Source organism: Streptomyces sp. TBY4 (assembly GCF_024213195.1).
GTDB lineage: Bacteria > Actinomycetota > Actinomycetes > Streptomycetales > Streptomycetaceae > Streptomyces.
On sequence record NZ_JANAVF010000002.1, the window covers coordinates 113,691 to 138,210 of the forward strand.

A 24,520-nucleotide genomic window follows, 5' to 3' on the forward strand; every position below is an offset into this window, starting at 1 on the left:
GGCGGCGGCCGCCCGTCATTGCGGCCGTGTTGCAGGTTCGTGGCCATCGGGGCGAGGAGGTTCCCGCAGGTGGGGCCGGGCTTCTACGGTCCGTCGGGAATCGCGACCAAGGAGTGCCCCGCCATGCCCCTCGACCTGTCGGACGAGAGCCAGTACGACCGCCTGCGCCTGAAGCAGTGGGCGCGCGACCGCGCCCGCTCCGCCGGAGTGGACCGCCGCGACCTGCTCAAACTCTTCGCGGCGGGAACCGCGGCCGGCTCCCTGGGCCTGGGCGCCGCCGGAACCGCCGCGGCAGCCACCGGCGGCGCGACGGCCGCCGCCGTGCTGCCCGGGACCGTGAAGCCGCTGCCGCCCGAGCTGTTCACCCTCCGGGGCACCAACGCGGAGACCAACTTCGCCGCCCTGCGCGGCACGGGTCCCCTGACCCCCCTCGACCGGTTCTTCGTACGCAACCACACCGTCACCCCGCGCCTCGAGGCGACCGACTGGCGGCTGAAGGTGTGGGGCGACGCCCTGTCCGGCGGGCCGGTGGAATTCTCCTACGACCGGCTGCGCGCGCTGCCGGCGGTCGAGCGGACCCTGTTCATCGAGTGCGCGGGCAACGGCCGCAGCTTCTACACCACCCAGCAGGGCCAGCAGGTGAGCGGGACCGCGTGGACCCTCGGCGCGATCGGTGTGGCCCGCTGGCGCGGTGCCCGGCTGTCCGACGTCCTGAGGCGGGCGGGCGTGACCGGCGCGGCCGTGGACGTCCTGCCCCGCGGGCTGGACGACGAGGTCGTCACGAACGGGGTGAACCTGGGCCGGGTGCGGCGCCCGCTGCCCGTCTCCAAGGCCCTCGACGACGTGATCCTCGCGTACGAGATGAACGGCGAGCCGCTGCCGCCCGACCACGGCGGTCCGGTCCGCGTGGTCGTACCGAACTGGATCGGGATCTCCTCGATCAAGTGGGTCGGGGACATCGAGGTGAGCGCGGAGCCCCTCTACACACCGTGGAACACCGACCTGTACCGGCTGTTCGGGCCCGGCCAGCCGCCGCAGGGCAGTGCCCCGCTGACCCGCCAGACCCTCAAGAGCGCCTTCGAGCTGGAGCTGGGTGCGACCGTTCCCGTCCGCCGGACGCGGCTGCTGACCGGGCGCTCCTGGTCGGGCGCGGCTCCCGTGCACCGGGTCGAGGTCAGCACCGACGGCGGGGCCCGCTGGCGGCGGGCCCGGCTGCACGACGTCCCGCACCGGGGCAGCTGGGTGCGCTGGTCGTTGCCGTGGACCCCGCGGACCACCGGTCCGACCGCGCTGCTGGCGCGGGCCACCGACACCACCGGGCGGACCCAGCCGGCGACCGCGGCCCACAACACGCAGGGCTACTTGTTCGACGCGGTGGTGCGCCACCCGGTGACCGTGGTCTGACCGGCAAGGTCCGGCACGGGACGGCCTACGGCCGGGTGGCACGCTCCAGTTCCAGCAGGGCCGAGTAGTAACTGCGGCCCGTGGCCCGGTCCATGCCCACCTCGCACATCCGGTTCGCCGACAGGTGCGCGTCGAACTCCCGCGCCGTCACCTCGGCCGCCTCGCGCGCCGTCGCCGACTCCGTCAGCTCCGGGTGCAGCATGCCGCGGTCGCCCGCGAAGGCGCAGCAGCCCGCGTCGTACGGGACCACCACCTCGTCGGCGCAGGCCTCGGCCACCGCCCGCAGCTGGGCCTCGTCGCCCAAGTGCCGCATCGAGCACGTGGGGTGGAGCACCGCCGAGCCCACCGTGCGCCGGACCTCCAGGCGCGGCAGGAGCTCCTCGGCGGCCCAGACGATGGAGTCGACGATCCGCAGCTCGGCGTGGAGCGCCCGGTTGTCGTCCGTCAGGTACGGGACCACCTCGTGGGCGATGCCCAAGGTGCAGGAGGAGGCGTCCACCACGAGCGGCAGCCGCCCGCCGGCCGTCCAGCCCCAGGCCGCTTCCACGATCCGGTTGGCCATCACGCGGTTGCCGGCGTCGTAGCCCTTGGAGTGCCAGATCGTCGCGCAGCAGGTGCCCCGGACGTCCCCGGGGATCCACACCGGCCTGCCGGCGCGCTCCGACACCGCCACCACGGCCTCCGGGAGGGAGGGGCCGGGCCGTCCCCCGGGACCGCCGAAGATCCGGTTGACGCAGGCCGGGTAGTAGACCGCGGCGGCGCCCCCGCGCCGGGTGGCGGGCAGCGTACGGGCCGCGGCGCCGGGGACCTGCGGCAGCCATTCCGGAACCAGGTCGGGCCGTACGGCCCTGCGCGCGGCCCCCGTCACGGCCCGCAGGACCCCGTCCCCGACCACGCCGGTGATCTTGTCGGCGGCGGCCACGGCCAGCCGTGCGGCCACTTCGACCGCGCCGAACCGCTGGGCGGCGAGCTCGGCGGCGCGCTCCTCGCGCGGGCTGTGCCGGCGGTGGCGGAAGTCCTTCATCAGGGCGCCGGTGTCGATGCCGACGGGGCAGGCGAGCTTGCAGGTGGAGTCGCCGGCACAGGTGTCCACGGCGTCGTACCCGTACGCATCGAGCAGTCCGCCGAGCACGGGGGAGCCGGGCTGCTGGCGCATCATCTCCCGGCGCAGCACGATCCGCTGGCGCGGGGTGGTCGTCAGGTCCTCGCTGGGGCAGGTCGGTTCGCAGAACCCGCACTCGATGCAGGGGTCGGCGACGGCCTCCACCTGCGGGATCGTCTTGAGGCCGCGCAGGTGTGCCTTCGGGTCGCGGTCCAGCAGGATCCGCGGGGCGAGCACCAGATCGGGATCGATGACCCGCTTGGTGCGCCACATCATCTCGGTGGCCCGGGGCCCCCACTCCAGTTCCAGGAAGGGGGCCATGTTGCGGCCGGTGGAGTGCTCGGCCTTCAGCGAGCCGTCGAACCGTTCCACGGTGAGCCGGCAGAAGGCGTCCATGAACGCGGCGTACCGCTCCACGTCCGCGGGCCGGCCGGCGTCGAAGGCGAGCAGGAAGTGCAGGTTGCCGTGGGCGGCGTGGCCGGCGACGGCGGCGTCGAAACCGTGCTCCGCCTGGAGTTCGAGGAGGGCCTCGCAGGCTTCGGCCAGCCGGGACGGCGGGACCGCGAAATCTTCGGTGATCAGGGTGGTGCCGGAGGCGCGGGCACCGCCGACGGCGGTGACGAAGGCCTTGCGGGCCTTCCAGTAGCCGGAGATGGTCCCGGCGTCGCTGGTGAAGGCGTTGGTCACCGAGGCCACGGGGGCCACCAGGTCCAGCCCGGCCAGCACCTCGGCGGCCCGCCGCTCGTACTCCGCGCGGCCGGCCTCGTCGGGGGCCCGGAACTCCACCAGCAGCGCGGTGGTGTCCTTGGGCAGCCCGGCCCAGTCCGCGGGGACGCCCGCGACGCTCACCGAGGCGCGCAGGGTGTTGCCGTCCATCAGCTCGACGGCCAGCGCCCCCGCCTCGTTGAAGAGCGGTACGGCCGCGGCCGCCGCGGGCAGCGAGGGGAAGAAGAGCAGCGCGCTGGTGAGTTCGCGGTCCAGCGGCAGGGTGTCGAAGACGACCTCGGCGATGAAGCCGAGCGTGCCCTCGGAGCCGACCATCAGCCCGCGCAGGATCTCGACGGGGGTGTGGCCGTCGAGGTAGGCGTCGAGGCGGTAGCCGGTGGTGTTCTTGATCTCGTACTTGGCCCGGATGCGCGCGACGAGCTCCGGATCGGCCTCGATCTCCTTCTTGATCTCCATCAGGCCGTGGCACAGGGCGGGCTCCGCGTGTGCCAGCTCCTCGTCGGCGAGCGGATCGGCGGTGTCCACGACGGTGCCGCTCGGCAGGACGAAGGTGAGGGAGGACAGGGTGCGGTACGAGTTCCTCGTGGTGCCCGCGGTCATGCCCGAGGCGTTGTTCGCGACGACTCCGCCGAGGGTGCAGGCGATGGCGCTGGCCGGGTCCGGGCCCAGCACGCGGCCGTGCCGGGTGAGCGCGGCATTGGCGCGCACGACGGTGGTGCCGGGCTGGATCCGGGCGCGCAGGCCCTCCTCCAGCACCTCGACCCCGGCCCAGTGGCGGCGGACGTCGACGAGGATGTCCTCGCCCTGCGCCTGGCCGTTGAGCGAGGTCCCGGCCGCCCGGAAGACGACCTCGCGCTGCTTGCCGTGGGCGTAGGACAGGACGGCGGAGACGTCGTCGATGTCCTCGGCGATCACCACGACCTGCGGCAGGAACCGGTACGGGGAGGCGTCGGAGGCGTAGCGGACCAGGTCGGAGACGCCCCAGAGCACCTTGTCGGCGCCCAGCAGCTCGGTCAGCTCGCTGCGAAGCGGCTCGGGGGTGCCGGTGGAGGCGCGCTCCGGCACCCGGTCGGGGGCGGGGCCGCTGAGGGTGCGCGGGCGCAGGGCCCCCGGCTTCGGTTCCAGCAGTGGCATCTGCAGCCCCTCAACTCGCGCCGTGTCGGTCGATCACACTCGGTCGATCTCACTCGTTCGGCGCAGCCCCGGCCCTCTCCCGGCCGGACCGTCGCCCGTCAGCAGCCGTGCTCCGCCGGAGCGTCCGCCAGAGCGTTCAGCAGGCCGCCGAGCACCTCGCGCTGATCGACGGTCAATGGAGCCAGGATCTCCTCTGCGGCGTCGGTTCGCGCGTTGCGCAGCAGGCGCAGCGTGGCGCGGCCGGTGTCGGTCAGCTCGATCCTTATGACACGGCGGTTCTCCGGGTCGGGCACGCGGCGGACGCAGTCGGCGGCCTCCAGGGCGTCGACCAGCGTGGTCACGGCGCGGGGCACCACCTCCAGGCGGGCGGCGAGGTCTGCCATCCGGGGCGGCCGCACCGTGGAGAAGTGGGCGACGGTGCGCAGCAGCCGGGACTGCGCCGGCGTGATACCGAGCGGCTCCAGATGGCGCTTCTGGATGCGGTGGAGCCGCCGGGTCAGCCGGAGCAGCTGCTCCGCGAGGACGCCGTCGGTCGTGTCGGTCTCGGAAGCGGTGCTCATGCTGCGGTCCTCATAATGGGAACGATATCAGGACAGGATTCATTGTGAGTATAGGTAACAATGAGCTATGCTCATTCGAGTCTCGTCACCTGTCATGAAGGAGGCCCATGCGCCCCAAGGAACCCGAGTGGGAACCCTCGAAAGAATCCCTTGACCCCAGCGGCCCCGCACCGGACGAGCGGCCGCGCGAGCTGCGCCGCATCGTCGGCCTCTTCCGGCCCTACCGGGGGCGCCTCGCCCTCGTCGGTGTGCTGGTCGCGGCCTCCTCGCTGGTCGGAGTCGCCACTCCGTTCCTGCTGAAGGAGATCCTCGACGTCGCGATCCCGCAGGGGCGCACCGGGCTGCTCAGCCTGCTCGCCCTCGGCATGATCGTGACGGCGGTCGTCACCAGCATCTTCGGCGTGCTCCAGACCCTGATATCCACCACCGTCGGCCAGCGCGTCATGCACGATCTGCGCACCGCCGTCTACGCACAGCTCCAGCGGATGCCGCTGGCCTTCTTCACCCGGACGCGCACCGGCGAGGTGCAGTCCCGCATAGCCAATGACATCGGCGGCATGCAGGCCACGGTCACCTCCACGGCGACCTCCCTCGTCTCGAACGCGACGGCCGTCATCGCCTCCGTCGTCGCGATGCTCGCGCTCGACTGGCGGCTCACCCTCGTCTCGCTGCTCCTGCTGCCCGTCTTCGTGTGGATCAGCCGCCGCGTCGGCGGTGAGCGCAAGAAGATCACCGCGCAGCGCCAGAAGCAGATGGCCGCCATGGCCGCGACGGTCACCGAGTCCCTCTCGGTCAGCGGCATCCTGCTGGGCCGCACCATGGGCCGCGCCGATTCGCTCACCCACTCCTTCGCGGAGGAGTCGGAGAAGCTCGTCGACCTCGAAGTGCGCTCCAGCATGGCCGGGCGCTGGCGGATGTCCACCATCGGCATCGTCATGGCCGCCATGCCCGCGCTCATCTACTGGGCGGCCGGCATAGCCCTGCAGACCGGAGCCCCCTCGCTCTCGGTCGGTACCCTCGTCGCCTTCGTCACCCTCCAGCAGGGCCTGTTCCGGCCCGCCGTGAGCCTGCTCTCGACCGGCGTCCAGATCCAGACCTCCCTGGCGCTCTTCGCCCGCATCTTCGAGTACCTCGACCTGCCGGTGGACATCACCGAGCGCGAGGACCCCGTCCGCCTCGACCGTGCCCGGGGCGAGGTCCGGCTGGAGGACGTCCACTTCGCCTACGACGCCAAGAGCGGCCCCACCCTGACGGGCATCGACATCACGGTCCCGGCCGGCGGCTCCCTCGCCGTGGTCGGCCCGACCGGATCCGGCAAGAGCACCCTGAGCTACCTCGTGCCCCGGCTCTACGACGTCACCGGCGGCCGGGTCGTCCTCGACGGAGTGGACGTGCGCGACCTCGACTTCGACTCCCTGGCCCGCTCCATCGGCGTGGTCTCCCAGGAGACCTACCTCTTCCACGCCTCCGTCGCGGACAACCTGCGCTTCGCCAAGCCGGACGCCACCGACGAGGAGATAGCGGAGGCGGCCCGCGCGGCCCAGATCCACGACCACATCGAGTCCCTGCCCGACGGGTACGACACCCTGGTCGGCGAGCGGGGGTACCGCTTCTCCGGTGGAGAGAAGCAGCGCCTGGCCATCGCGCGCACCATCCTGCGGGACCCGCCCGTGCTGATCCTCGACGAGGCCACCAGCGCGCTGGACACCCGCACCGAGCACGCCGTGCAGCGCGCCATCGACAACCTCTCGCAGGGCCGCACCACCATCACCATCGCCCACCGGCTCTCCACCGTCCGGGACGCCGACCAGATCGTGGTCCTCGACGGAGGTCGGATAGCGGAGCGCGGCACCCACGAGGAGCTGCTGCAGGCCGACGGCCGGTACGCGGCTCTGGTCCGCCGTGACCAGGAGACCGCGCTCGTGCCGGAGGCCCCTGAGTCCGGAGGGCTCCTGTCCGGGGCGCTCGGCTCCGAGATGCGCACGGCGGACCTGCTCAAGCGCGGGACGTTCAAGCCGGACACCCCGCGCGGCACCGAGCCGGCCCCGGTGAACGTGTGATCGTATGACCGGCGCACGGGTGAGATGTCGGGAATCCGATGGTTCGCGGGTTAGCGTGCCCGCATGCGTCATGAGAACCGGCCGCCGTCACCGCGCCGATCCCGGCTCACCCGCCGGGGCAGGCTGGCGCTCTTCCTCGGAACAGTCCTGGGACTCGGGGCAGCCCTCCTGATCCCCCTGTCCCCCGGGGAGCAGGCGCCCGAGAAGCCGCGCCAGTTGCTGATCCCCGAGGGCTGGCGGGCCCCGCAGGTCTACGCCGCCATCGACCGCGAGCTGAAGCTCCCCGCCGGCTCCACCAAGGCCGCGGCCGCCGCGAGCGCTCTGCCCCTGCCCGCCGAGGCGAAGGGCAACCCGGAGGGGTACCTCTTCCCGGCCACCTATCCGGTGACCTCGCAATCCACCCCGGCCTCGCTGCTCACCTACATGGTCGAGACGGCCAACCAGAAGCTCTCCACCCCGGCCGTCGCGGACGGCGGCAAGGCCCACGGGATGACCCCGTACCAGACGGCCACCCTCGCGAGCATCATCGAGGCCGAGGCCGAGACCCGCGGGGACATGGGCAAGGTCGCCCGGGTCGTGCACAACCGGCTGGCGAAATCGATGCCGCTGCAGATGGACTCCACCATCAACTACGCGCTGAACCGCTCCACGGTGGACACCAAGCTGAGCGAGACGAAGATCGACAGCCCCTTCAACACGTACGAACGCCAGGGCCTGCCCCCCACCCCGATCGACAGCCCCGGCCTCCAGGCCATGGCGGCGGCGGTGGCCCCGACCCCCGGGGACTGGCTCTTCTTCGTCACCGTGAAACAGGGGGACACCCGCTTCTCGGCGACGTACGAGGAACACAAACGCCACGTTGCCGAGTTCAACCGCCTCCGCGCAGCCTCACGCGCGACCTAGCCGGCGCGCGGTTGCCCCGGCCGGGGTTCGGGTGAGCAGCCGGTGGATCTCGCGGACCGCGGCGCCGCCGGCGCGGTTGGCGCCGATGGTGGATGCCGACGGGCCGTAGCCGACCAGGTGGATGCGGTCGTCGCGGGTCGCGCGGGTGCCTTCGAGGCGGATGCCGCCGCCCGGTTCGCGCAGGCGCAGGGGAGCCAGGTGGTCGATGGCGGGGCGGAAGCCGGTGGCCCACAGGATCACGTCCGCTTCGACCCGGGTGCCGTCCGGCCAGGCGGCCCCCGCGCGGGTGAGGTGGTCGAACATCGGGCGGCGGTCCAGGGCCCCCGACTCCAGTCCGCCCCGGACGGCCTCGTTCAGCGGCAGCCCGGTGACGCTGACCACGCTCCGGGGCGGCAGCCCCTGCCGGACCCTCTCCTCCACCAGGGCCACCGCCGCGCGGCCCTCGGCCTCCCCGAAGCTGCCGTCGCGGAACACCGGGGGCCGCCGGGTGACCCAGGTGGTCTCCGCCGCCACCTCGGCGATCTCCAGCAGGTGCTGCACCGCCGAGGTGCCGCCGCCCACCACGATGACCCGGGCTCCGGCGAACTCCTCCGGCCCCGGGTAGTTCGCGGTGTGCAGCTGGCGGCCCCGGAAGAGCTCCTGTCCCGGGTAGCGCGGCCAGAACGGCCGGTCCCAGGTGCCGGTGGCGTTGATCAGCGCCCGTGCCGACCAGCTTCCGGAGCGGGATTCCACCAGCAGCCGGCGGTCCTCCCCGTCGCGGACGGCGGTGACGTCCACAGGTCGGCGTACGCGCAGGCCGAAGCGGTCCTCGTAGGCGGCGAAGTACTCCGCGATCACCTCGGAGGACGGCCGCGGCGGGTCGGCGCCGGTGAGTTCCATCCCGGGCAGGGCGTGCATGCCGTGGACCTTGCCGTAGGTGAGCGTGGGCCAGCGGAACTGCCAGGCGCCGCCCGGGCGCGGCGCGTGGTCCAGGACCACGTGGCCGATGCCGGCCCGCGCCAGGTGGTAGGCGCTGGACAGTCCCGCCTGCCCCGCGCCCACGACGACCACGTCCACGTCCTGGACATCCACGTCCTGCACAGTGAAGTTGTTCACGGTTCTACTAACCTGCGGTCCTGTCGGGATCTTCCCCGGCGGGTGCGATCCGTCAGGAGCGGCGCGCCCGGAGGGTGGCCACGACCGGGTCCCTGGGCTGGAGGGTGAGCCCCGGCAGGACCCGCGCGAGCGCCGGGCCGCTGTCCAGGTGGAAGCGCTGGGCCACGACGGCCAGCACGAGGGCCGCCTCGACCAGGGCGAAGCGGGCGCCCAGGCAGGCGCGCGGCCCGCCGCCGAAGGGGAACCAGGCGTGTTCGGGGATCTGGTGGGCGTCGGCCGCGTCGGCGGACCACCGCTCGGGGCGGAAGGCCTCCGGCTCGGGGAACCAGCGCTCGTCGCGGTGCATCGACCAGGGGCTGATCCACACCGACAGACCGGCCGGGACCGGACGCCCGCCGAGCGTGGCGCCCTCCCTGGCCACCGCGGAGATCAGCCAGATCGGCGGATAGATCCGCAGCGCCTCCTTCACCACCTGTTGGGTCCAGGGGAGCCGCGCGTAGTCCTCGTACGTCGGCAGCCGGCCGCCGAGTACGCGGTCCAGCTCCTCCGCCAGCCGTTCGCGGGCCTCCGGCGCCCCGGCGAGCAGTTGCCAGGCCCAGGTCAGGGTGGTCGAGGTGGTCTCGTGGCCGCCGATGTACAGGGTGATCGACTCGTCCCGCAGCTCCGTGCGCGACAGCGGCCCGCCGTCCTCGTCGCGGGCGGAGAGGAGCCTGCTGAGCAGGTCGTCCCGCTCCTCCCCGGACGCCGAGGCCGTCTCGTGCTCCCGTATGACGTGCTCGATCTCGCGGTCGAGGACGTCCACCGCCGCCCGCATCCGGCGCCGGCCCGGCGTCTGCACCCACGGCGGCAGGAACATCGTCACGCCCCGGAACTCGGCGCCGAGTTCGCGCTGCGCGGTGGCCATGGCCGCGCTGATGGGCCCCTCCCGGCCGGCGGCGTCGCTCCCGAACAGGGTCCGCACCGCGATGCGCTGGGTGAGCCCGGCCATCTCCCGGTGCACGTCGATCCGTTCGCCGTCGCTCCACCCGGAGACCAGTGCGTCGGCGCACTCCACCATCGTGGCCGCGTACGCGCGCACTTGGCGCGGACGCACCGAGGGCTGGACCAGCGCCCGCTTGCGCCGCCAGTCCTCGCCGGTGGCCACGACCACCCCGTTGCCGAGCAACTGCCGGAAGGCCCAGCCCAGTTCGGTCGGGCTGAAGGTGGACTCCACGGCGCCGAGCAGCTCACCGGCGTGCTCCGGCCGCGAGACCAGGACGTTGCGCTGCGGGCCGAGCGCCCAGGGCACCCAGTCCCCGTACTCGTCGCGCAGCGACTCGAAGAAGGCCAGCGGATCGCGGGCGAAGGCCGGGAGGTTCCCCAGCAGGGGCCAGCGGCGCGGTCCGCGCTCGGAGCCCGGGGGCGTCAGGGTGGCGGTCACCCGGGCATGGTGACAGCGCCGCCCCCAGGACGCCAGAGCACGTTCCCGCGGTCTCAGGCGGCCTGCGCCCCGGTGAGCCAGGTGTAGGCGCTCTCCGCGCTGAACTCCGTCTGCCCGGAGGGGAAGAGGAGCCCGGCCGCCGCGAAGGCCGGGTCGTCGGCCGTGGCCGCCACGTAGGGGATCGCCACGCACCGCATGCCCGCCGCGTGCGCGGCCAGGGCGCCCGGCGCCGCGTCCTCGACGACCACGCAGTCGGCCGGTTCCGCGCCCAGCCGGCGCGCCGCCTCCAGGAACACGTCCGGGGCGGGCTTGCCCTGCGCGACCTCCTCGGCGGAGACCACCGTGGTCAGCAGCGCGTCCAGCCCGGTGCCCGACAGGACCGCGTCGATCGCCTCGAGCGAGGACCCGGAGGCCACCGCCATCGGAACGCCCTCGGAGTGCAGCCGCTTCACGAAGGCGCGCATTTCGGGGTAGGCCTCGGTGTGGCTCCGGGCGAGCTCCAGGTAGGCGGCGTTCTGCTCGGCGAGCAACTGCTCCACCGGGGCCTCGATCCCGTACTCCTCCCGGAGGATCTCCAGGGTTTCCAGGGTGCCGATGCCGATGTACCGGGAGTGCTGCTCCCAGGTGAAATCGGGGACGCCGTGGCGTTCCAGGGTGCGCCGCCCCGACTCGTAGTAGTTCGGCTCGCTGTCCACGAGGGTGCCGTCGAGATCGAATATGACGGAGATCATCCGCTGTGCCCGTCCTGCCGGTGCCGGTCCTGTACCTGTCGTACCTGTCCGGACCATCTTGTCAGGGTTTGCGTGCGCTCCGTCCCACGGACTCCACCAGGGGGAGGAGCCGGTGCGGCACGCGCTCGCGCAGCGCGACCTCGGTCCGGGTGCGCACCACACCGGGCAGCCGGATCAGCCGCTGGATGACGTCCTCCAGATGCGCGTTGTCCCGCGCGGCCACCCGGGTCAGCAGGTCCCCGCCACCGGTGATGGAGAAGGCCTCGATGATCTCCGGTACGGAGGCCAGGGCGTCGCCGACCTCGTCCAGGTGCCCCTGCGTGACCTCGATGTGCACGAAGGCCAGGACGGGGTGCCCGAGGGCGGCGGGGGAGAGGACGGGTCCGGTACCGGTGATCACCCCGGTGCGCTCCAGCCGGTCCAGCCGGGCCTGGAGGGTGCCGCGCGCGACGCCGAGGATCCGGGCGTACTCCCGGACGCTGGTGCGCGGCTGTTCGATCAGCAGGCGCAGGATCCGTGTGTCGAGCTCGTCCACCGCCATGCCGCGACTGTACCAACGCGGCCCGGATCGGACCCCCTGTGACCTGCGAAGGCACCGCGGCCGACGGGGCTGCCGCAGGGGCCGGGATCACCGCGGCCGACGGGGAGGCCGGGGCAGGAAGCCGCTGGTCCGGGCCCGGTACGCGGCGTAGCCCGGGCGGTCCGCCATGTGCCGCTCCAGCAGCCGCTTCCCGCTGCCGCCGATCAGCAGGTACGACATCACGAGCGGGGAGACCACCGATACCGCCGCCGCCGCTCCCGAGGTCCAGGCCGTCAGGGACAGCCCCCACCACACGCAGAAGTCGCCGAAGTAGTTCGGGTGCCGGGTCCAGGACCACAGGCCCCGGTCCATGATCCGTCCCCGGTTCGCCGGATCGGCCCTGAACCGGGCCAGCTGGTGGTCGCCGACCGCCTCGAAGAGCAGCCCGCACAGCCACAGCGCCGAGCCCGCCACCGCCAGGGCGCCGGGCCGCCCGGTCGCGTACGCCGCCGCCTGCACGGGCAGGGAGACCAGCCAGACCAGGCCCGCCTGGAGCAGGTAGACCGTGCGCAGCGCGTACCAGGTGCGGTTGCCCGGGGCCCGGGCGAGCAGCCGCTCGTAGCGCGGGTCCTCGCCGTGTCCGCGGCCCCGCCACGCGATGTGCCCGGCCAGCCGCAGACCCCACACCACGGCCAGGGCCGCAGGCAGCGGGTGGCGGCCGCCCGACAGCGCGTACGTGGTCACCGCGACGGAGACGAAGCCCAGGCCCCAGGCCACGTCCACCCCGCGGTGCCTGCGCAGCCGGACCCCGACGGCGAAGGCGGCCAGCATGACGGCGAGGGCCGCCCCCGCCGAGACGGCCAGGTTCAGCCCGAAGGCGCCCCAGTTCACCGGGAGCCTCCCTCGGCGGACGTCAGCAGGAACTGGTGCACGTCCAGGTACCCCGAGGCGAAGCCGGCCTCGCAGTACGCCAGGTAGAAGCTCCACATCCGCCGGAACGCTGCGTCGAAGCCCAGCTCCGCCACCCGGTCGGCCCGCTCGGCGAAGCGCTCCCGCCACAGTCGCAGCGTCTGCGCGTAGTGGGCCCCGTAGGCCTCGGAGCGGGTCACGCGCAGTCCCGTGTGCGAGCGCGCCATCTCCTCCACCACCCGCACCGACGGCAGCATGCCGCCGGGGAAGATGTACTTGTGGATCCAGGTGTACGTGTCCCTGGTGGCGAGCATCCGCTCGTGCGGCATGGTGATCGCCTGGAGCGCGACCCGCCCGCCCGGCGCCAGCAGCCGGTCCAGGGTGGCGAAGTACACCGGCCAGTACTCGGCGCCGACCGCCTCGATCATCTCGACGCTCACGATGGCGTCGTAACTCCCCTCGGCCTCCCGGTAGTCGCACAGCCGCACCTCGACCCGGTCGGACAGCCCGGCGGCCGCGATCCGGCGCAGCGCCAGCTCCCGCTGCTCCCGCGAGAGGGTCAGTGTGACCACGTGCGCACCGCGCCGGGCGGCCCGGACGGCCAGCTCGCCCCAGCCCGTGCCGATCTCCAGCAGCCGGGTGCCGGGACCGGCCTCCACCAGGTCCAGCAGCATGTCGATCTTGCGGTGCTGGGCCTCGGTGAGCTGCTCCCGGCCGGCGGGCAGGGTGCGGAACACCGCCGAGGAGTAGGTCATCGTCGGGTCGAGGAACTCGGCGAACAGCTCGTTCGACAGGTCGTAGTGGCGTTGGATGTTCGTGCGCGAGCCGGTCGGGGTGTTGCGTTCCGAGGCCGGGTGGCGCAGGGCCCACAGGCCGCGCAGCCGCTGGAGCGGGGCCGGGACCAGCCCCGTCACGTTCCCGGCCAGCACGGTCAGGACCGCGACCGGGTCGCGCGCGTCCCACTCCCCGGCCAGGTACGACTCGCCGAAGCCGATCAGCCCCCCGGCCGCGATCCGGCGCTCGAAGGCGTCCGGGTCGTACACCGCCATCGCCGGGCCGCCCCGCCCCAGCGTCCCGTCGGGGCCCATCCGGACCTGGAGCGGCAGCCGGTCCAGGGCCCGGCGGATCAGCAGCCGCCCGACGGCGGCCCGGGCCCGGGAGCAGGGCGGCACGGCCGGGGCGGTGGCGGTGGTGCTCGACGTGCTCACTTCAGACCCTCCTGGGGTACGTGTCGGGGTCGCGGCCGCACCGGCAGCCCGCGCAGCCACAGCCGGACGCCGTGGAAGCGGATGCCGGCGCTGACGGCGGCGGTGGACCAGGGCCGGCGCAGCGCGGCGCGCAGCAGCCCGCGGGCGCCGGCGGGACGGCGTTCGCCGCGGACGGTCGCGGTCAGGCGGGCGCCGTCCGCACCGCCGGCCAGCCGGACGCTCAGGGAGAGGCGTTCGCCCGGCTCGGGCAGCCGCATGCGGTAGGCGCCCTCCACCGCGAGGAAGGGGGAGACGTAGAACTCCTTGGGGACCGGGCCGGCTTCGGGGGCGCACCCGCCGCCGGAGCCCCCGTGATCCCCGTCGCCCCGGGCGGTCTCCGGCGGGAGCAGGTAGCAGTGCCGCTCGCCGTACGTGTTGTGCACCTCGGCGACCACCTGGCGCAGGATGCCGTCCGGGCCGCGGCACCAGTACACGGTCAGCGGGTTGAAGACGTGGCCGAGCACCCGGGCGTGCGCCAGCATCAGCACCCGGGAACCCGGCGGGAGTCCGGCGTCCCGCGCCGCGAGGAACGCGTCCAGCCCGGCCCGGATCGAAGGGGCGCCGCCGCCGAAGTGGTCCCGCGCCTCGAACCGGGCCAGCGGCCGCAACGCCCGTGGCAGACGCGGCAGTCGGTCGAGGTCCACCAGCCACAGGTAGGTGCGGTGCCGCAGCCGGTAGCGGGTCCCGCCCGACCGGACGTGCCGGATGTCGGCCAGGTAGAGGCGGGGCTCCGCCGGGCCGGGGCTCACCACGACACCCCCAGCGCAGCGGCGGCCGCCACGCCCGAGCGGCAGCCGTCCTCGTGGAACCCCCACCCGTGATAGGCGCCGGCGAAGGCCGTCACCGGCCCCGACAGGGCGGGCAGCAGGCGCTGGGCCGCCACCGACTCCGTGGTGTAGACGGGGTGTTCGTACTCCATCTCGGCCAGGACCAGCTCCGGCCGCACCGCCCCGTCCGCGTTCAGCGTGACCACGTACGGCTCCGGCCCGTCCAGCCCCTGGAGGCGGTTCATGTCGTAGCTGACCCGTACGTGCGCGTCGTCCGGCCGGCACCCCGACAGCCGGTAGTTCCAGCAGCCCCGGGCCCCGGGGGCGCGCGGCAGCACCGAGGTGTCGGTGTGCAGCAGGGTGCGGTTGCGGGAGTAGCGGAAGGCGCCGAGCGCGGTCCGTTCCGCGTCCGTCGGATCAGCCAGCAGGCGCAGCGCCTGATCGGCGTGGACGGCGACGACCACCGCGTCGTAGAGGTCGGTGGCCCCGCCGGCGGTGGTGACCGACACGCCCCGCGGGGTGCGCGCGAGCGCCCGTACCGGAGCGGCGAGGTACACGGCGTCCAGCCGTTCGCGGATCCGCTCCACGTAGCGCGCCGAGCCGCCGGCGACCGTACGCCAGCTCGGCGAGCCGCCGACCGACAGCAGGCCGTGGTGCTCCAGGAAGCGGAACAGGTACCGGGCCGGGTATCCGAGCGCCGTGTCCGGCGGGCAGGACCACACCGAGGCGACCAGGGGGATCGCGAAGTGCGCGGTGAAGTAGGCCCCGAAACGGCCCTGTTGCAGGAACTGGGCCAGGGTGATCCCGGCACCGGCAGGGGAGGCGGTCGCCAGCAGTCTCCTGGCCCGCCGGTGGAAGGCCGGGATCCGGGCCAGCATCCGCAGGTACTCCGGGTTCGCGGCGGACCGGCGCCCGGCGAAGAGTCCGCGCGGCCCGCGCGCACCCGCGTACTCCAGCCCGCACCCCTCGCAGTGGACCGAGAGGCTCATCGTCGTCGGGCGGGTGGCCACCCCCAACTCGCCGAAGAGCCGCAGGAGGTGCGGGTAGGTGCGGTCGTTGTGGACGATGAACCCCGAATCCACCGCCCGCACCACCCCGTCCGGGCCCTTGAGCTCGTGGGTGTGCGCGTGCCCGCCCAGCCGGTCGTCCGCCTCGTACAGGGTCACCTCGTGCGAGCGCGCCAGGACGTACGCCGCCGTCAGTCCCGACACGCCCCCGCCGATCACGGCCGTCCGCGGACGCCCCGCCGGCCCTCGCTGGGTCATCGTGTTCCTCCCTCGTCTCCCCGCCGCCCTCGTCCGGGGCACCCCGTCACCCCCACTTCGGAGCGGAGGGGGGTCTTGGATGTGCCGTACGGGGGAATCCCGCATCCGGCCCGGCGCGCCGCGGAGAATCGGAGGCAGGGGGTGGAGGTACCGAGGAACAGCGCACGAAGAGCGGAGACAGCCATGACGGGCAAGAACTGCCTGGTCACCGGGGCCACCGGATACATCGGCGGACGCCTCGTACCCGAACTGCTGGACGCCGGGCACCGGGTCCGCTGCCTGGCCCGCACCCCGGAGAAACTGCGCGACCATCCCTGGGCCGGGGAGGCCGAGATCGTCCGGGGAGACGTCACCGACCCGCCGTCCCTCGCCGGGGCGATGACCGGCATCGACGTGGCCTACTACCTCGTGCACTCCCTCGGCACCGGATCCGGCTTCGAGGAACGCGACCGGGACGCCGCCCGGGCCTTCGCGGAGGAGGCCCGCGCCGCCGGGGTCCGCCGCATCGTCTACCTCGGCGGCCTCACCCCGGCCGACATCCCCGTCCGCTCCCTCTCACCGCACCTGCGGTCCCGCGCCGAAGTCGGGGAGGTCTTCCTCGACGGAGCCGTCCCGGCGACCGTGCTCCGCGCCGCGGTCGTCATCGGGTCCGGTTCCGCCTCCTTCGAGATGCTGCGGTACCTCACCGAACGGCTGCCCGTCATGGTCACCCCCAGCTGGGTCGGCACCCGCTGCCAGCCCATCGCCGTCCGCGACGTCCTGCGCTACCTCGTGGGCAGCGCCGGCATGCCGCCCGAGGTGAACCGGGCCTTCGACATCGGCGGGCCCGACGTGCTCACGTACGAGGAGATGATGCGCCGCTACGCCGCCGTCGCGGGGCTGCCCGCACGGCTCATCCTGCGGGTCCCGATGCTCACCCCGAGGCTGTCCAGCCACTGGATCGGCCTGGTCACCCCCGTGCCCAGGGCGCTGGCCCGGCCGCTCGCCGAATCCCTGCGGCACGAGGTGGTGTGCGCGGAGCACGACATCGCCGCCCACGTCCCGGACCCGCCGGGCGCGCCCATCGGCTTCGACGAGGCGCTGGCGCTGGCCCTGCGGCGGATCCGCGAGGCCAGGGTGACCACCCGCTGGTCCTCCGCCGCCGTCCCGGGCGCACCGAGCGACCCGCTGCCCACCGACCCCGACTGGGCGGGCGGCAGCCTCTACACCGACTGCCGGGAGCTGACCGTCGAGGCCCCGGCGGCGGCGCTGTGGCGGGTGGTGGAGGGCATCGGCGGCGAGAACGGCTGGTACTCCTTCCCGCTGGCCTGGGCCGTACGGGGCTGGCTGGACCGGCTCGTCGGCGGGGTCGGCATCCGGCGCGGCCGCCGGGACGCGGCGCGGCTGCGGGTGGGGGACTCCCTGGACTTCTGGCGGGTGGAGGAGATCGAACCGGGCCGGCTGCTGAGGCTGCGCGCGGAGATGCGGCTGCCGGGGCTCGCCTGGCTGGAACTGCACGCCGACCCGCCGTCTCCCGGGGAGGCCGGGTCCCGATACCGCCAGCGGGCGCTGTTCCATCCGCACGGCCTGCTCGGCCACCTGTACTGGTGGAGCGTGTCGCCGTTCCACGCCGTCGTCTTCGGCGGCATGGCCCGCAACATCGCCCGCGCGGCGGAGCGCACGCCCGACGCGGAGTAGGCGCAGCCCGGGCCCCGCCCCCGGCCCTCAAACGCCGGACGGGCTGAAGCCGGGCCCCCGGGCTGCGCCTGAACCCCCTGGGGCTCCGCCCCAGACCCCGCGCCTCAAACGCCGGCGAGGCTGGATTTCCCAGGCCTCCGGCGTCCACGTGCGGGCTGGGACCGGCCCAAATCCAGCCCCTCCGGCGTTTGAGGAGCGGGCGTCCGGGGGCTGGCCCCCGGGAACGGCGCCGCGCGCGGCAACGGGTCCGGGGCGGAGCCCCCGGACGCCCGGGCGGCGCCACACCTGGGCAGGGCAGGGGTGGAGTCGGGGTCGGCGCATCCGGGAGTGGGGTCGGTGGCGAAGTACTGCATGACACCCCATCCCGACTTCCCCCACGCGGAGCGAACCCCATGAACGTCGCGGTGGTCCTCTACACCTCCGACCTCCGGCTGCACGACCATCCGCCGCTGCGGGCCGCCCTCTCCTCCTCCGGGCAGGTCGTCCCGCTCTTCGTGCGCGATCCGGCGGTCGCCGCCCCGCCCAACCGGCTCGCCTTCCTCGCCGACTGCCTTGCCGGCCTCGACGCCGGGCTGCGCTCCCGCGGCGGCCGCCTCGTCGTACGGTCCGGCGATCCGGTCGCCGAGACCCTGGCCCTCGTACGGGAGGCCGACGCCGACGAGGTGCACATGTCGGCCGGAGTCAGCGCCTACGCCCACGCCCGCGAGCAGCGGCTGCGCGAGGCCCTCGAAGCCGACGGCCGGCGGTTCCACGTCCACGACGCGGTGGTCACCGCGGTCGCCCCGGGGGCCGTCACACCCGTCGGGTCCTCCGGGTCCGATCACTTCTCCGTCTTCACCCCGTACCACCGCCGCTGGTCGGAGCACCCCCTGCGGGCCGCCGCACCCGCGCCCCGCGCCGTCCCGGTGCCGGACGCGATCCGTTCGGAGCCCCTGCCCGAGCGCGCCGCCGTCACCGGCACCTCCCCGGGCCTCGCCCCCGGCGGTGAACCCGAGGCGCGCCGTCTGCTGGCCGGGTGGCTGCGCTCCGGCATCGACCGGTACCAGGACACCCACGACGACCTGGCCGGCGACGCCACCTCGCGGCTCTCCCCGCACCTGCACTTCGGCACGCTCTCGCCCACCGAGGCGGTCCACCGGGCCCGCGCCGCCGGCGGCCCCGGTGCGGAGGCCTTCGTACGGCAGCTGTGCTGGCGCGACTTCCACCACCAGGTGCTCGCGGCCAGGCCCGCGGCCGCCACCGCGGACTACCGGGACCGCGGCGACCGCTGGCGCACCGGCCCCGCCGCCGAGGAGGAGATCCGCGCCTGGAAGGAGGGCCGCACCGGCTACCCGGTCGTGGACGCGGCCATGCGCCAACTGGCCCACGAGGGCTGGATGCACAACCGGGGCAGGCTGCTGACCGCGAGCTTCCTCGCCAAGACCCTGTACGTCGACTGGCGGATCGGAGCCCGCCACTTCATGGACCTCCTGGTCGACGGGGACCTCGCCAACAACCAGCTCAACTGGCAGTGGGTGGCGGGCACCGGGACCGACACCCGACCCAACCGCGTCCTCAACCCGGTCCGCCAGGGCCTGCGTTACGACCCCGACGGCGGCTACGTCCACCGCTGGGTCCCCGAACTGGCCGGACTCCCCGCACCCCGCGTGCACGAGCCCTGGCGGCTCCCCGGCCTGGAACGGGCGGGCTACGACTACCCCGACCCGGTGGTCGGCCTCGCCGACGGCCTGGACCGTTTCCGCCGGGGCCGCGAGCGATGACCGGCCGCGGGCCCGGCGCGCCGTACGGTGGAACGGTGGAGCCCGAATCCCGGCAGCCGCAGCCGCAGCCGCCCCAGCCCCCACCCCCGCCCGTCGCCCTCGGCACCGGGGCGGTCGCCCGGCGCCTCGGCGTCTCCCCGACCACGCTGCGCTCCTGGGAGCGCCGCTACGCCATCGGCCCGGACCGCCGCGAAACCGGCCGCCACCGGCGCTGGACCCCCGAGGACATCGCCCGGCTGGAGCTGATGTGCCGCCTCACCGCCCAGGGCGCACCCCCCTCCGAGGCGGCCCGGGTGGCCCGGGGAATCGCCCCGGCGGGGCAGCCCGCAGCCGATCCCGCCGCACCGGGCCCCGGAGGGCCCCGCGCGCTGCGCCTCGGGGACGTCCGCCCGGAGTGCAGGGGGCTCGCGCGGGCCGCCGTACGCCTGGACGCACCGGCCGTGGAGGACCTGCTGGCGGCCGTGCTCGCGGAGCTGGGCCCGGTCACCGCCTGGGAAGAGGTCATCGCGCCGACCCTGCACGCGGTGGGCCGCAAGTGGGCTTCGGCGGGGGAGCGTTACGTCGAGGTCGAGCACCTGCTGTCCTGGCACGTCTCCGCGGCCCTGCACCGCATCCGTCCCGCCCCGGATCAACTCGCGGGCCCGCCCGTGCTGCTGGCCTGCACGCCCGGGGAGCAGCACAGCCTGCCGATGGAGGCGCTGGCCGCCGCCCTCGGCGAACGGGGCCTGCCGGTACGGATGTTCGGTGCGGCCCTGCCGGTCGACGCCCTGCGCGAGGCCGTACGGCGGACGGGCCCGCGGGCGGTGGTCCTGTGGGCGCAGTCCCGTACGACTGCGGACACCTCGCTCGCCCGGGCCGTCGCGGGCATCGAGTGGGGCCCGCGCGGCGCCCGCGGCCACGCGGCGCTGCTGCTCGCCGGGCCCGGCTGGGGCGCCGGCTCAGCGGCCCAGCCCCTCGGTACGGAGCGGCTGTTCGGGCTCCGCTCGGGGCTGGCCGTCATCGAGTCGGTTGCAGGACTCCAGACGCCCGGGAGGGCTCCGGAGAGGGCTTCGGCGAAGGCTCCAGGGACTGCCGCAGGACGTGCAGCGCCCGCCGCATGTGGCTCTTGACGGTGCCCAGCGGGAGCCCGGTCCGGTCCGCGATCTGCGACTGGGTCAGGTCCGCGTAGAAGGCGAGCCGCAGCACCCGCTGCTGTGCCGACGGCAGCCGGGCCAGCTCGCCGAGCAGCAGCACCCGTTCCACGGCCCGCTCCGGTCCCGGCTCCGGCTCCGGCCGGACCTGGGCGCAGACGCGCGCGGCGGCCGCGACCGCCCGGGCCCGCCGGGTGCGGGCCTCCAGGGCGTCGGCCACCTTGTGCCGGGTGATGCCGGTGAGCCAGGCGCCGAGGCCGCCGGGCCCGGGCCGGTAGCCGCCGCGGCCCCGCCACGCGGCGAGGAAGACCTGCTGGGTCACGTCCTCGGCCTCCCGCTCGTCACCGAGCGCGCGTCGCGCGAGTGCGTGCACCAGGGGCCGCCAGCGCCGGTAGACCGCCGCCACGCACTCCTCGTCGCCCGCCGCGAATCCCGCCGCCAGCCGTGCGCCGTCCAGGTCGTCCATGCCCCGAGCCTCGCGAGCGGGGCCCCGCCCGCCAACTTGCACCGTTTCCGCATCGTTTTCAGTGCTGCGGCGCACGGCCCGCGCCGCCTAGGGCGACGCCTCCCCGCCGGGGTGCATCAGCGGCTGGGTCAGGTACACCAGCGCCACCGCCAGGACCAGTACGGCGGCCGGCAGCAGCAGCCACCCCACCGACCAGCCGGTCCGTACGAGCAGCGCCCCGGCCAAGCCGCCCGCGAACATCGCGCCGACCGACCCCGCCCGCCGCACCCAGCGCCAGCCCGCGGTCCCGTACCCGAAGGCGGGATCCCGCCCGACGACCGAGCCGCCGAGGAAGGCGGTCAGCGAGCGGGTCACCAGGGTGGTCGGCACCCCGGCCAGGTTCACCCGCAGGCTCGTCACGTTCCGGATCCCCATCGCCAGCGACAGGGTCGCCGAGACCAGCAGCTCCCGGGCGCCGGGAGCCCCGAAATGGGGCGCCAGTCCCCATCCGGCGGCCGCTGCGGCCAGGATCAGGACCGCCTCGGCCGACAGCCCGGTCACGAACCAGCGCCGGCCGCGGCCCTCCACGAAGGCCTCCAGCCGGGCCCCGCACACCGCCCCCAGGACGAACGCGGACAGCGAGACGGCGGGCGCCAGCGCGGGCACCGGGCCCGCGTGGGCCACGCCGAAGGCCAGGAACAGCACGTTGCCCGACTGCATCGCCGTGAAGACGGGCCCGAGCGCCAGCAGGCTGACCGCCTCGATCAGCCCGGTCACCACCGTCAGCACCAGCAGCAGGAGGGTCAGCGGAAGCCGCTTCGTACGGGAACCCGGGCTCATGGGCCCCGACACTGACAGCTCCGGCCCGCTCGCCCGGCGCCGACATGCCGCAGGGGCTAGGGTCCGAAGGGTGAGCGATCTTCTGCTGGTGCGGCACGGCGAGACCGCCTGGAGCGCGACCGGACGGCACACCGGGCGCACGGACATCCCGCTGGCCCCGCGCGGGGTCGAGGAGGCGATCTCGCTCTTCCCGTACTTCCGCGACCGCCACCCCGCCCTGGTGCTGACCAGCCCGCTGCGCAGGGCCGCAGCCACCGCGCAGCTGGCCGGCCTGACCGGCGCCGTCACCGACCCCGACCTGTACGAGTGGGACTACGGCGGCTACGAGGGCATCACCACGGCGGAGATCCTGCGCGAGCGCCCCGACTGGTCGCTGTGGACCGACGGGGTGCCGCCCGGCGACCAGGAGCACCCCGGCGAGAACGCCGCCCAGGTCGGCGCCCGCGCGGACCGGGTGCTCGCCCGCGCGGCCGAGGTGCTGCGCGCCGACCGGGGCAATGTCGTCCTGGTGGCCCACGCGCACCTGCTGCGGGTGCTGACCGCCCGCTACCTCGGTCTGCCGCCCGAGGCGGGCCGCCTCTTCATGCTCCGTACGGGCACCTTCAGCATGCTGTCCACGGAGCACGGCCTCCCCGTGGTCGCGGGCTGGAACACCCGCCCCTGAAGCTCCCGCCCCGACCCTCCCGCCCCGCGTGCCGGGCCCCGTACGACCCTTCCGCCCCGCGCCCGGGGCCCCGTACGCCCCTCCCGCCTCGCGCGCCGGCCGGGTCTGCGTGACGATGCGTACATGGCCCACCATGGCTCGGACGGCGTGCCACCTGAGCCCCTTGATCCCCTCACCGGGGAACCCGGGCTCAAGGCCAACGCGATCGGCTTCCTCGACGCGCTCGTCATCGGCCTGAACTCGACCTCGCCGGCCTACTCCCTGGCCGCGGTCATCGGGCCGATCGTCGCGCTCGCGGGCATCTACGCGCCCGGCGTCATGCTGGCCTCCTTCGTCCCGATGCTGCTGATCGCCGCCGCCTTCTACTACCTCAACAAGGTGGACCAGGACTGCGGGACCACCTTCTCGTGGGTGACGCGCGCCATGGGTCCCTGGGCGGGCTGGCTCGGCGGCTGGGCCATCGCGATGACCGGCGTCCTCGTCATCGGCTCGCTGGCCGACGTGGCCGTCCACTTCGGACTGCTCGCCGCCGGACTCGACAGCTGGGCGGCCAACGAGGCCCTGCGCCAGGGCCTGACCGTCGTCGTGATCCTGGCCATGACCGCCGTCTGCGTCATCGGCACCGAGATGTCGGCCCGGGTCCAGGACGTCCTGATCCTCGCCCAGGTCTTCTTCCTGCTGGTCTTCGCCGTGGTCGCCCTCTACCGCGTCTACGCCGGCACCAGCAGCCTCGACGGCACCAGACCCGCGCTCGAGTGGCTCAACCCCTTCGGCGCCGGCGGCGCCGCCCTCACCGGCGGACTGCTGCTCGGCGTGTTCATCTACTGGGGCTGGGAGTCGGCGGTCAACCTCACGGAGGAGGTCGAGAACTCGGCCACCGCACCGGGCAAGGCCGGCATCTGGTCCACCGTCGTCCTGCTGGTCACGTACCTCTCCGTCGGCTTCGCGGTCGTCGGCTACGCCGGGACGAAGTTCCTCGCCGAGAACGCCGGCGAGGAGGAGGCCGTCTTCGCGGTCCTCGCGCACGAGGTCATGGGCGGCTGGGACTGGATGGTCCTGCTCGCCGTCTGCACCTCCGCCCTCGCCTCCACCCAGACCACGATCATCCCCGCCTCCCGCACCGCGCTGTCCATGGCCCGCCGGCACGCGCTGCCGCCGCACCTCTCGCACATCCACCCCCGGTTCCGGACCCCGGACGTGAGCACCTGGTGGGTGGCGGGCATCGCCATCGCCTGGTACCTCGCCGTCAACCAGATCAGCGAGAACGCCCTCCTGGACTCCCTGACCGCCCTGTCCCTGCTGATCTCCTTCTACTACGCGCTCACCGGCCTGGCCTGCGCCGTCTACTACCGCCGCCATCTGCTGGAGAGCGCGCACAACTTCCTGCTGATCGGCCTCGGACCGGTGGTCGGCGCCGGTCTGCTGGCCTGGCTGCTCGTGCAGTCGGTCGGCGACATGTCCGACCCGGAGAACTCGGCGAGCGGCGTCTCCTGGTTCGGGCTCGGCCCGCCGCTGGTCATCGGGATCGGCATCGCCGTCGTCGGCGTCCTCGTCATGTGCTTCTGGCGGATCAGGGACGGCCGCTTCTGGCAGGAGCGGCGCGGAGTCGCCGACCCCGCCCTCGTCCACACGGCACGCAAGCCCCGGAGCTGAGAAGCCGGAGGGTACGGAGAGGAGCCCCGATGTCCGTCGTCCTCGGGTACGACGAGTCGCCCGGCGCCGAGCGCGCCCTGCGCGTGGCCCTGGAGGTGGCCGCCGCCTTCGGAGAGCCGCTCGTCCTCGTCTACGGGGCCGCCGCCCCGGGCCTCACCGGCGAGGAGTACCGCGCGCACCAGGAGGCCGTACGGGAGGCGGGCCGCAGCGCCCTCGCCCGGGCGGTGGAGGCCGCCGACGAGGCGGGAGTGCCGTCCACGGTCGAGGTGGCCGACGCGAAACCGGCGCAGGCCCTGCTCGACGCCGCCGAACGGCACGACGCCCGGGTGATCATCGTGGGGAGCTGGGGCGACAGCCCGATCCGCGGCGCCCTGCTCGGATCCACCCCGCACAAGCTCCTGCACCTCTCCCCGGTCCCGGTGCTGTGCGTCCCGACCGAGCACGGCCCCGCGGCCTGACCGTTGGTCTTCCCCTGGCCGAAGATCGCCGTCGGATCCTGGGCCAATGG

Annotated in this window: 21 protein-coding genes; 9 read left to right on the forward strand and 12 right to left on the reverse strand. The window is 74.2% G+C overall.

Features of this window, described 5'->3' with window-relative positions:
- Positions 1-123: 123 nt before the first annotated feature.
- A complete protein-coding gene (locus tag NLX94_RS04845; RefSeq protein ID WP_254381323.1) occupies positions 124-1,404 on the forward strand; it encodes a sulfite oxidase in 1,281 nt (426 codons plus the stop codon).
- Positions 1,405-1,429: 25 nt separating this feature from the next.
- Here NLX94_RS04845 and NLX94_RS04850 read toward each other — a convergent pair whose 3' ends face one another.
- Both NLX94_RS04850 and NLX94_RS04855 read right to left on the reverse strand, forming a co-directional pair.
- Entirely contained in the window at positions 1,430-4,366 is a 2,937-nt protein-coding gene (locus NLX94_RS04850; protein ID WP_254381324.1) for an FAD-binding and (Fe-S)-binding domain-containing protein, read from the reverse strand.
- 98 nt (positions 4,367-4,464) lie between these two features.
- The gene (locus NLX94_RS04855; RefSeq protein ID WP_254381325.1) at positions 4,465-4,926 is read right to left on the reverse strand and encodes a MarR family winged helix-turn-helix transcriptional regulator; all 462 of its coding nucleotides are present in this window, start codon (positions 4,924-4,926) and stop codon (positions 4,465-4,467) included.
- Between the two features lie 107 nt (positions 4,927-5,033).
- Here NLX94_RS04855 and NLX94_RS04860 point away from each other — a divergent pair, with 107 nt between their 5' ends.
- Together NLX94_RS04860 and mltG are read left to right on the forward strand one after the other, a co-directional pair.
- On the forward strand, positions 5,034-6,986 hold the full coding sequence (locus NLX94_RS04860) for an ABC transporter ATP-binding protein (protein WP_254381326.1): 1,953 nt from the start codon (positions 5,034-5,036) through the stop codon (positions 6,984-6,986).
- A 63-nt stretch (positions 6,987-7,049) separates the two neighbouring features.
- A complete protein-coding gene (mltG, locus tag NLX94_RS04865; RefSeq protein WP_254381327.1) occupies positions 7,050-7,889 on the forward strand; it encodes an endolytic transglycosylase MltG in 840 nt (279 codons plus the stop codon).
- Here mltG and NLX94_RS04870 read toward each other — a convergent pair.
- The 8 genes from NLX94_RS04870 to NLX94_RS04905 form a co-directional block, all read right to left on the reverse strand.
- Positions 7,875-8,984 carry an FAD-dependent oxidoreductase gene (locus tag NLX94_RS04870; RefSeq protein WP_254381328.1) on the reverse strand — a complete coding sequence of 370 codons (1,110 nt, stop codon included), beginning with the start codon at positions 8,982-8,984 and terminating at the stop codon, positions 7,875-7,877. The two genes, mltG and NLX94_RS04870, sit on opposite strands and share 15 nt — an antisense overlap.
- A 52-nt stretch (positions 8,985-9,036) precedes the next feature.
- Positions 9,037-10,404, reverse strand: a complete 1,368-nt coding sequence (locus NLX94_RS04875) for a cytochrome P450 (RefSeq protein ID WP_254381329.1) — start codon at positions 10,402-10,404, stop codon at positions 9,037-9,039.
- Positions 10,405-10,457: 53 nt separating this feature from the next.
- Entirely contained in the window at positions 10,458-11,135 is a 678-nt protein-coding gene (locus tag NLX94_RS04880) for an HAD family phosphatase (RefSeq protein WP_254381330.1), read from the reverse strand.
- 61 nt (positions 11,136-11,196) lie between these two features.
- Positions 11,197-11,676, reverse strand: coding sequence for an Lrp/AsnC family transcriptional regulator (locus tag NLX94_RS04885; protein ID WP_254381331.1), 480 nt, complete (start codon positions 11,674-11,676; stop codon positions 11,197-11,199).
- An 87-nt stretch (positions 11,677-11,763) separates the two neighbouring features.
- Entirely contained in the window at positions 11,764-12,486 is a 723-nt protein-coding gene (locus tag NLX94_RS04890) for a DUF1295 domain-containing protein (RefSeq protein WP_254381859.1), read from the reverse strand.
- Positions 12,487-12,542: 56 nt separating this feature from the next.
- The gene (locus NLX94_RS04895; RefSeq protein ID WP_374683902.1) at positions 12,543-13,832 is read right to left on the reverse strand and encodes a class I SAM-dependent methyltransferase; all 1,290 of its coding nucleotides are present in this window, start codon (positions 13,830-13,832) and stop codon (positions 12,543-12,545) included.
- Positions 13,769-14,560, reverse strand: a complete 792-nt coding sequence (locus NLX94_RS04900) for a DUF1365 domain-containing protein (protein ID WP_254381333.1) — start codon at positions 14,558-14,560, stop codon at positions 13,769-13,771. The genes NLX94_RS04895 and NLX94_RS04900 overlap by 64 nt, the downstream gene beginning before the upstream one ends.
- Entirely contained in the window at positions 14,557-15,843 is a 1,287-nt protein-coding gene (locus NLX94_RS04905) for an NAD(P)/FAD-dependent oxidoreductase (RefSeq protein ID WP_254381334.1), read from the reverse strand. The genes NLX94_RS04900 and NLX94_RS04905 overlap by 4 nt, the downstream gene beginning before the upstream one ends.
- 183 nt (positions 15,844-16,026) lie before the next feature.
- On the opposite strand from NLX94_RS04905, the gene NLX94_RS04910 reads away from it, so the two are divergent.
- From NLX94_RS04910 to NLX94_RS04920, 3 genes are all read left to right on the forward strand, one after another.
- Complete coding sequence (locus tag NLX94_RS04910) at positions 16,027-17,520, forward strand: SDR family oxidoreductase (protein WP_254381335.1); 1,494 nt, start codon at positions 16,027-16,029, stop codon at positions 17,518-17,520.
- Positions 17,521-17,912: 392 nt separating this feature from the next.
- A complete protein-coding gene (locus NLX94_RS04915) occupies positions 17,913-19,280 on the forward strand; it encodes a deoxyribodipyrimidine photo-lyase (protein WP_254381336.1) in 1,368 nt (455 codons plus the stop codon).
- 35 nt (positions 19,281-19,315) lie between these two features.
- Positions 19,316-20,389: a MerR family transcriptional regulator gene (locus NLX94_RS04920; RefSeq protein WP_254381337.1), complete on the forward strand. Its 1,074-nt coding sequence runs from the start codon at positions 19,316-19,318 to the stop codon at positions 20,387-20,389.
- Here NLX94_RS04920 and NLX94_RS04925 read toward each other — a convergent pair.
- Positions 20,277-20,876 (reverse strand): RNA polymerase sigma factor, encoded by a 600-nt coding sequence (locus NLX94_RS04925; RefSeq protein WP_254381338.1) that lies wholly within the window; start codon positions 20,874-20,876, stop codon positions 20,277-20,279. The two genes, NLX94_RS04920 and NLX94_RS04925, sit on opposite strands and share 113 nt — an antisense overlap.
- A gap of 87 nt (positions 20,877-20,963) precedes the next feature.
- Positions 20,964-21,695 carry a YoaK family protein gene (locus NLX94_RS04930; RefSeq protein ID WP_254381339.1) on the reverse strand — a complete coding sequence of 244 codons (732 nt, stop codon included), beginning with the start codon at positions 21,693-21,695 and terminating at the stop codon, positions 20,964-20,966.
- A 70-nt stretch (positions 21,696-21,765) separates the two neighbouring features.
- Here NLX94_RS04930 and NLX94_RS04935 point away from each other — a divergent pair, with 70 nt between their 5' ends.
- From NLX94_RS04935 to NLX94_RS04945, 3 genes are all read left to right on the forward strand, one after another.
- Entirely contained in the window at positions 21,766-22,359 is a 594-nt protein-coding gene (locus NLX94_RS04935; protein ID WP_254381340.1) for a histidine phosphatase family protein, read from the forward strand.
- A 123-nt stretch (positions 22,360-22,482) separates the two neighbouring features.
- Positions 22,483-24,012, forward strand: a complete 1,530-nt coding sequence (locus NLX94_RS04940) for an APC family permease (protein WP_254381341.1) — start codon at positions 22,483-22,485, stop codon at positions 24,010-24,012.
- Between the two features lie 29 nt (positions 24,013-24,041).
- Positions 24,042-24,470, forward strand: a complete 429-nt coding sequence (locus tag NLX94_RS04945; protein ID WP_254381342.1) for a universal stress protein — start codon at positions 24,042-24,044, stop codon at positions 24,468-24,470.
- Positions 24,471-24,520: the final 50 nt, after the last annotated feature.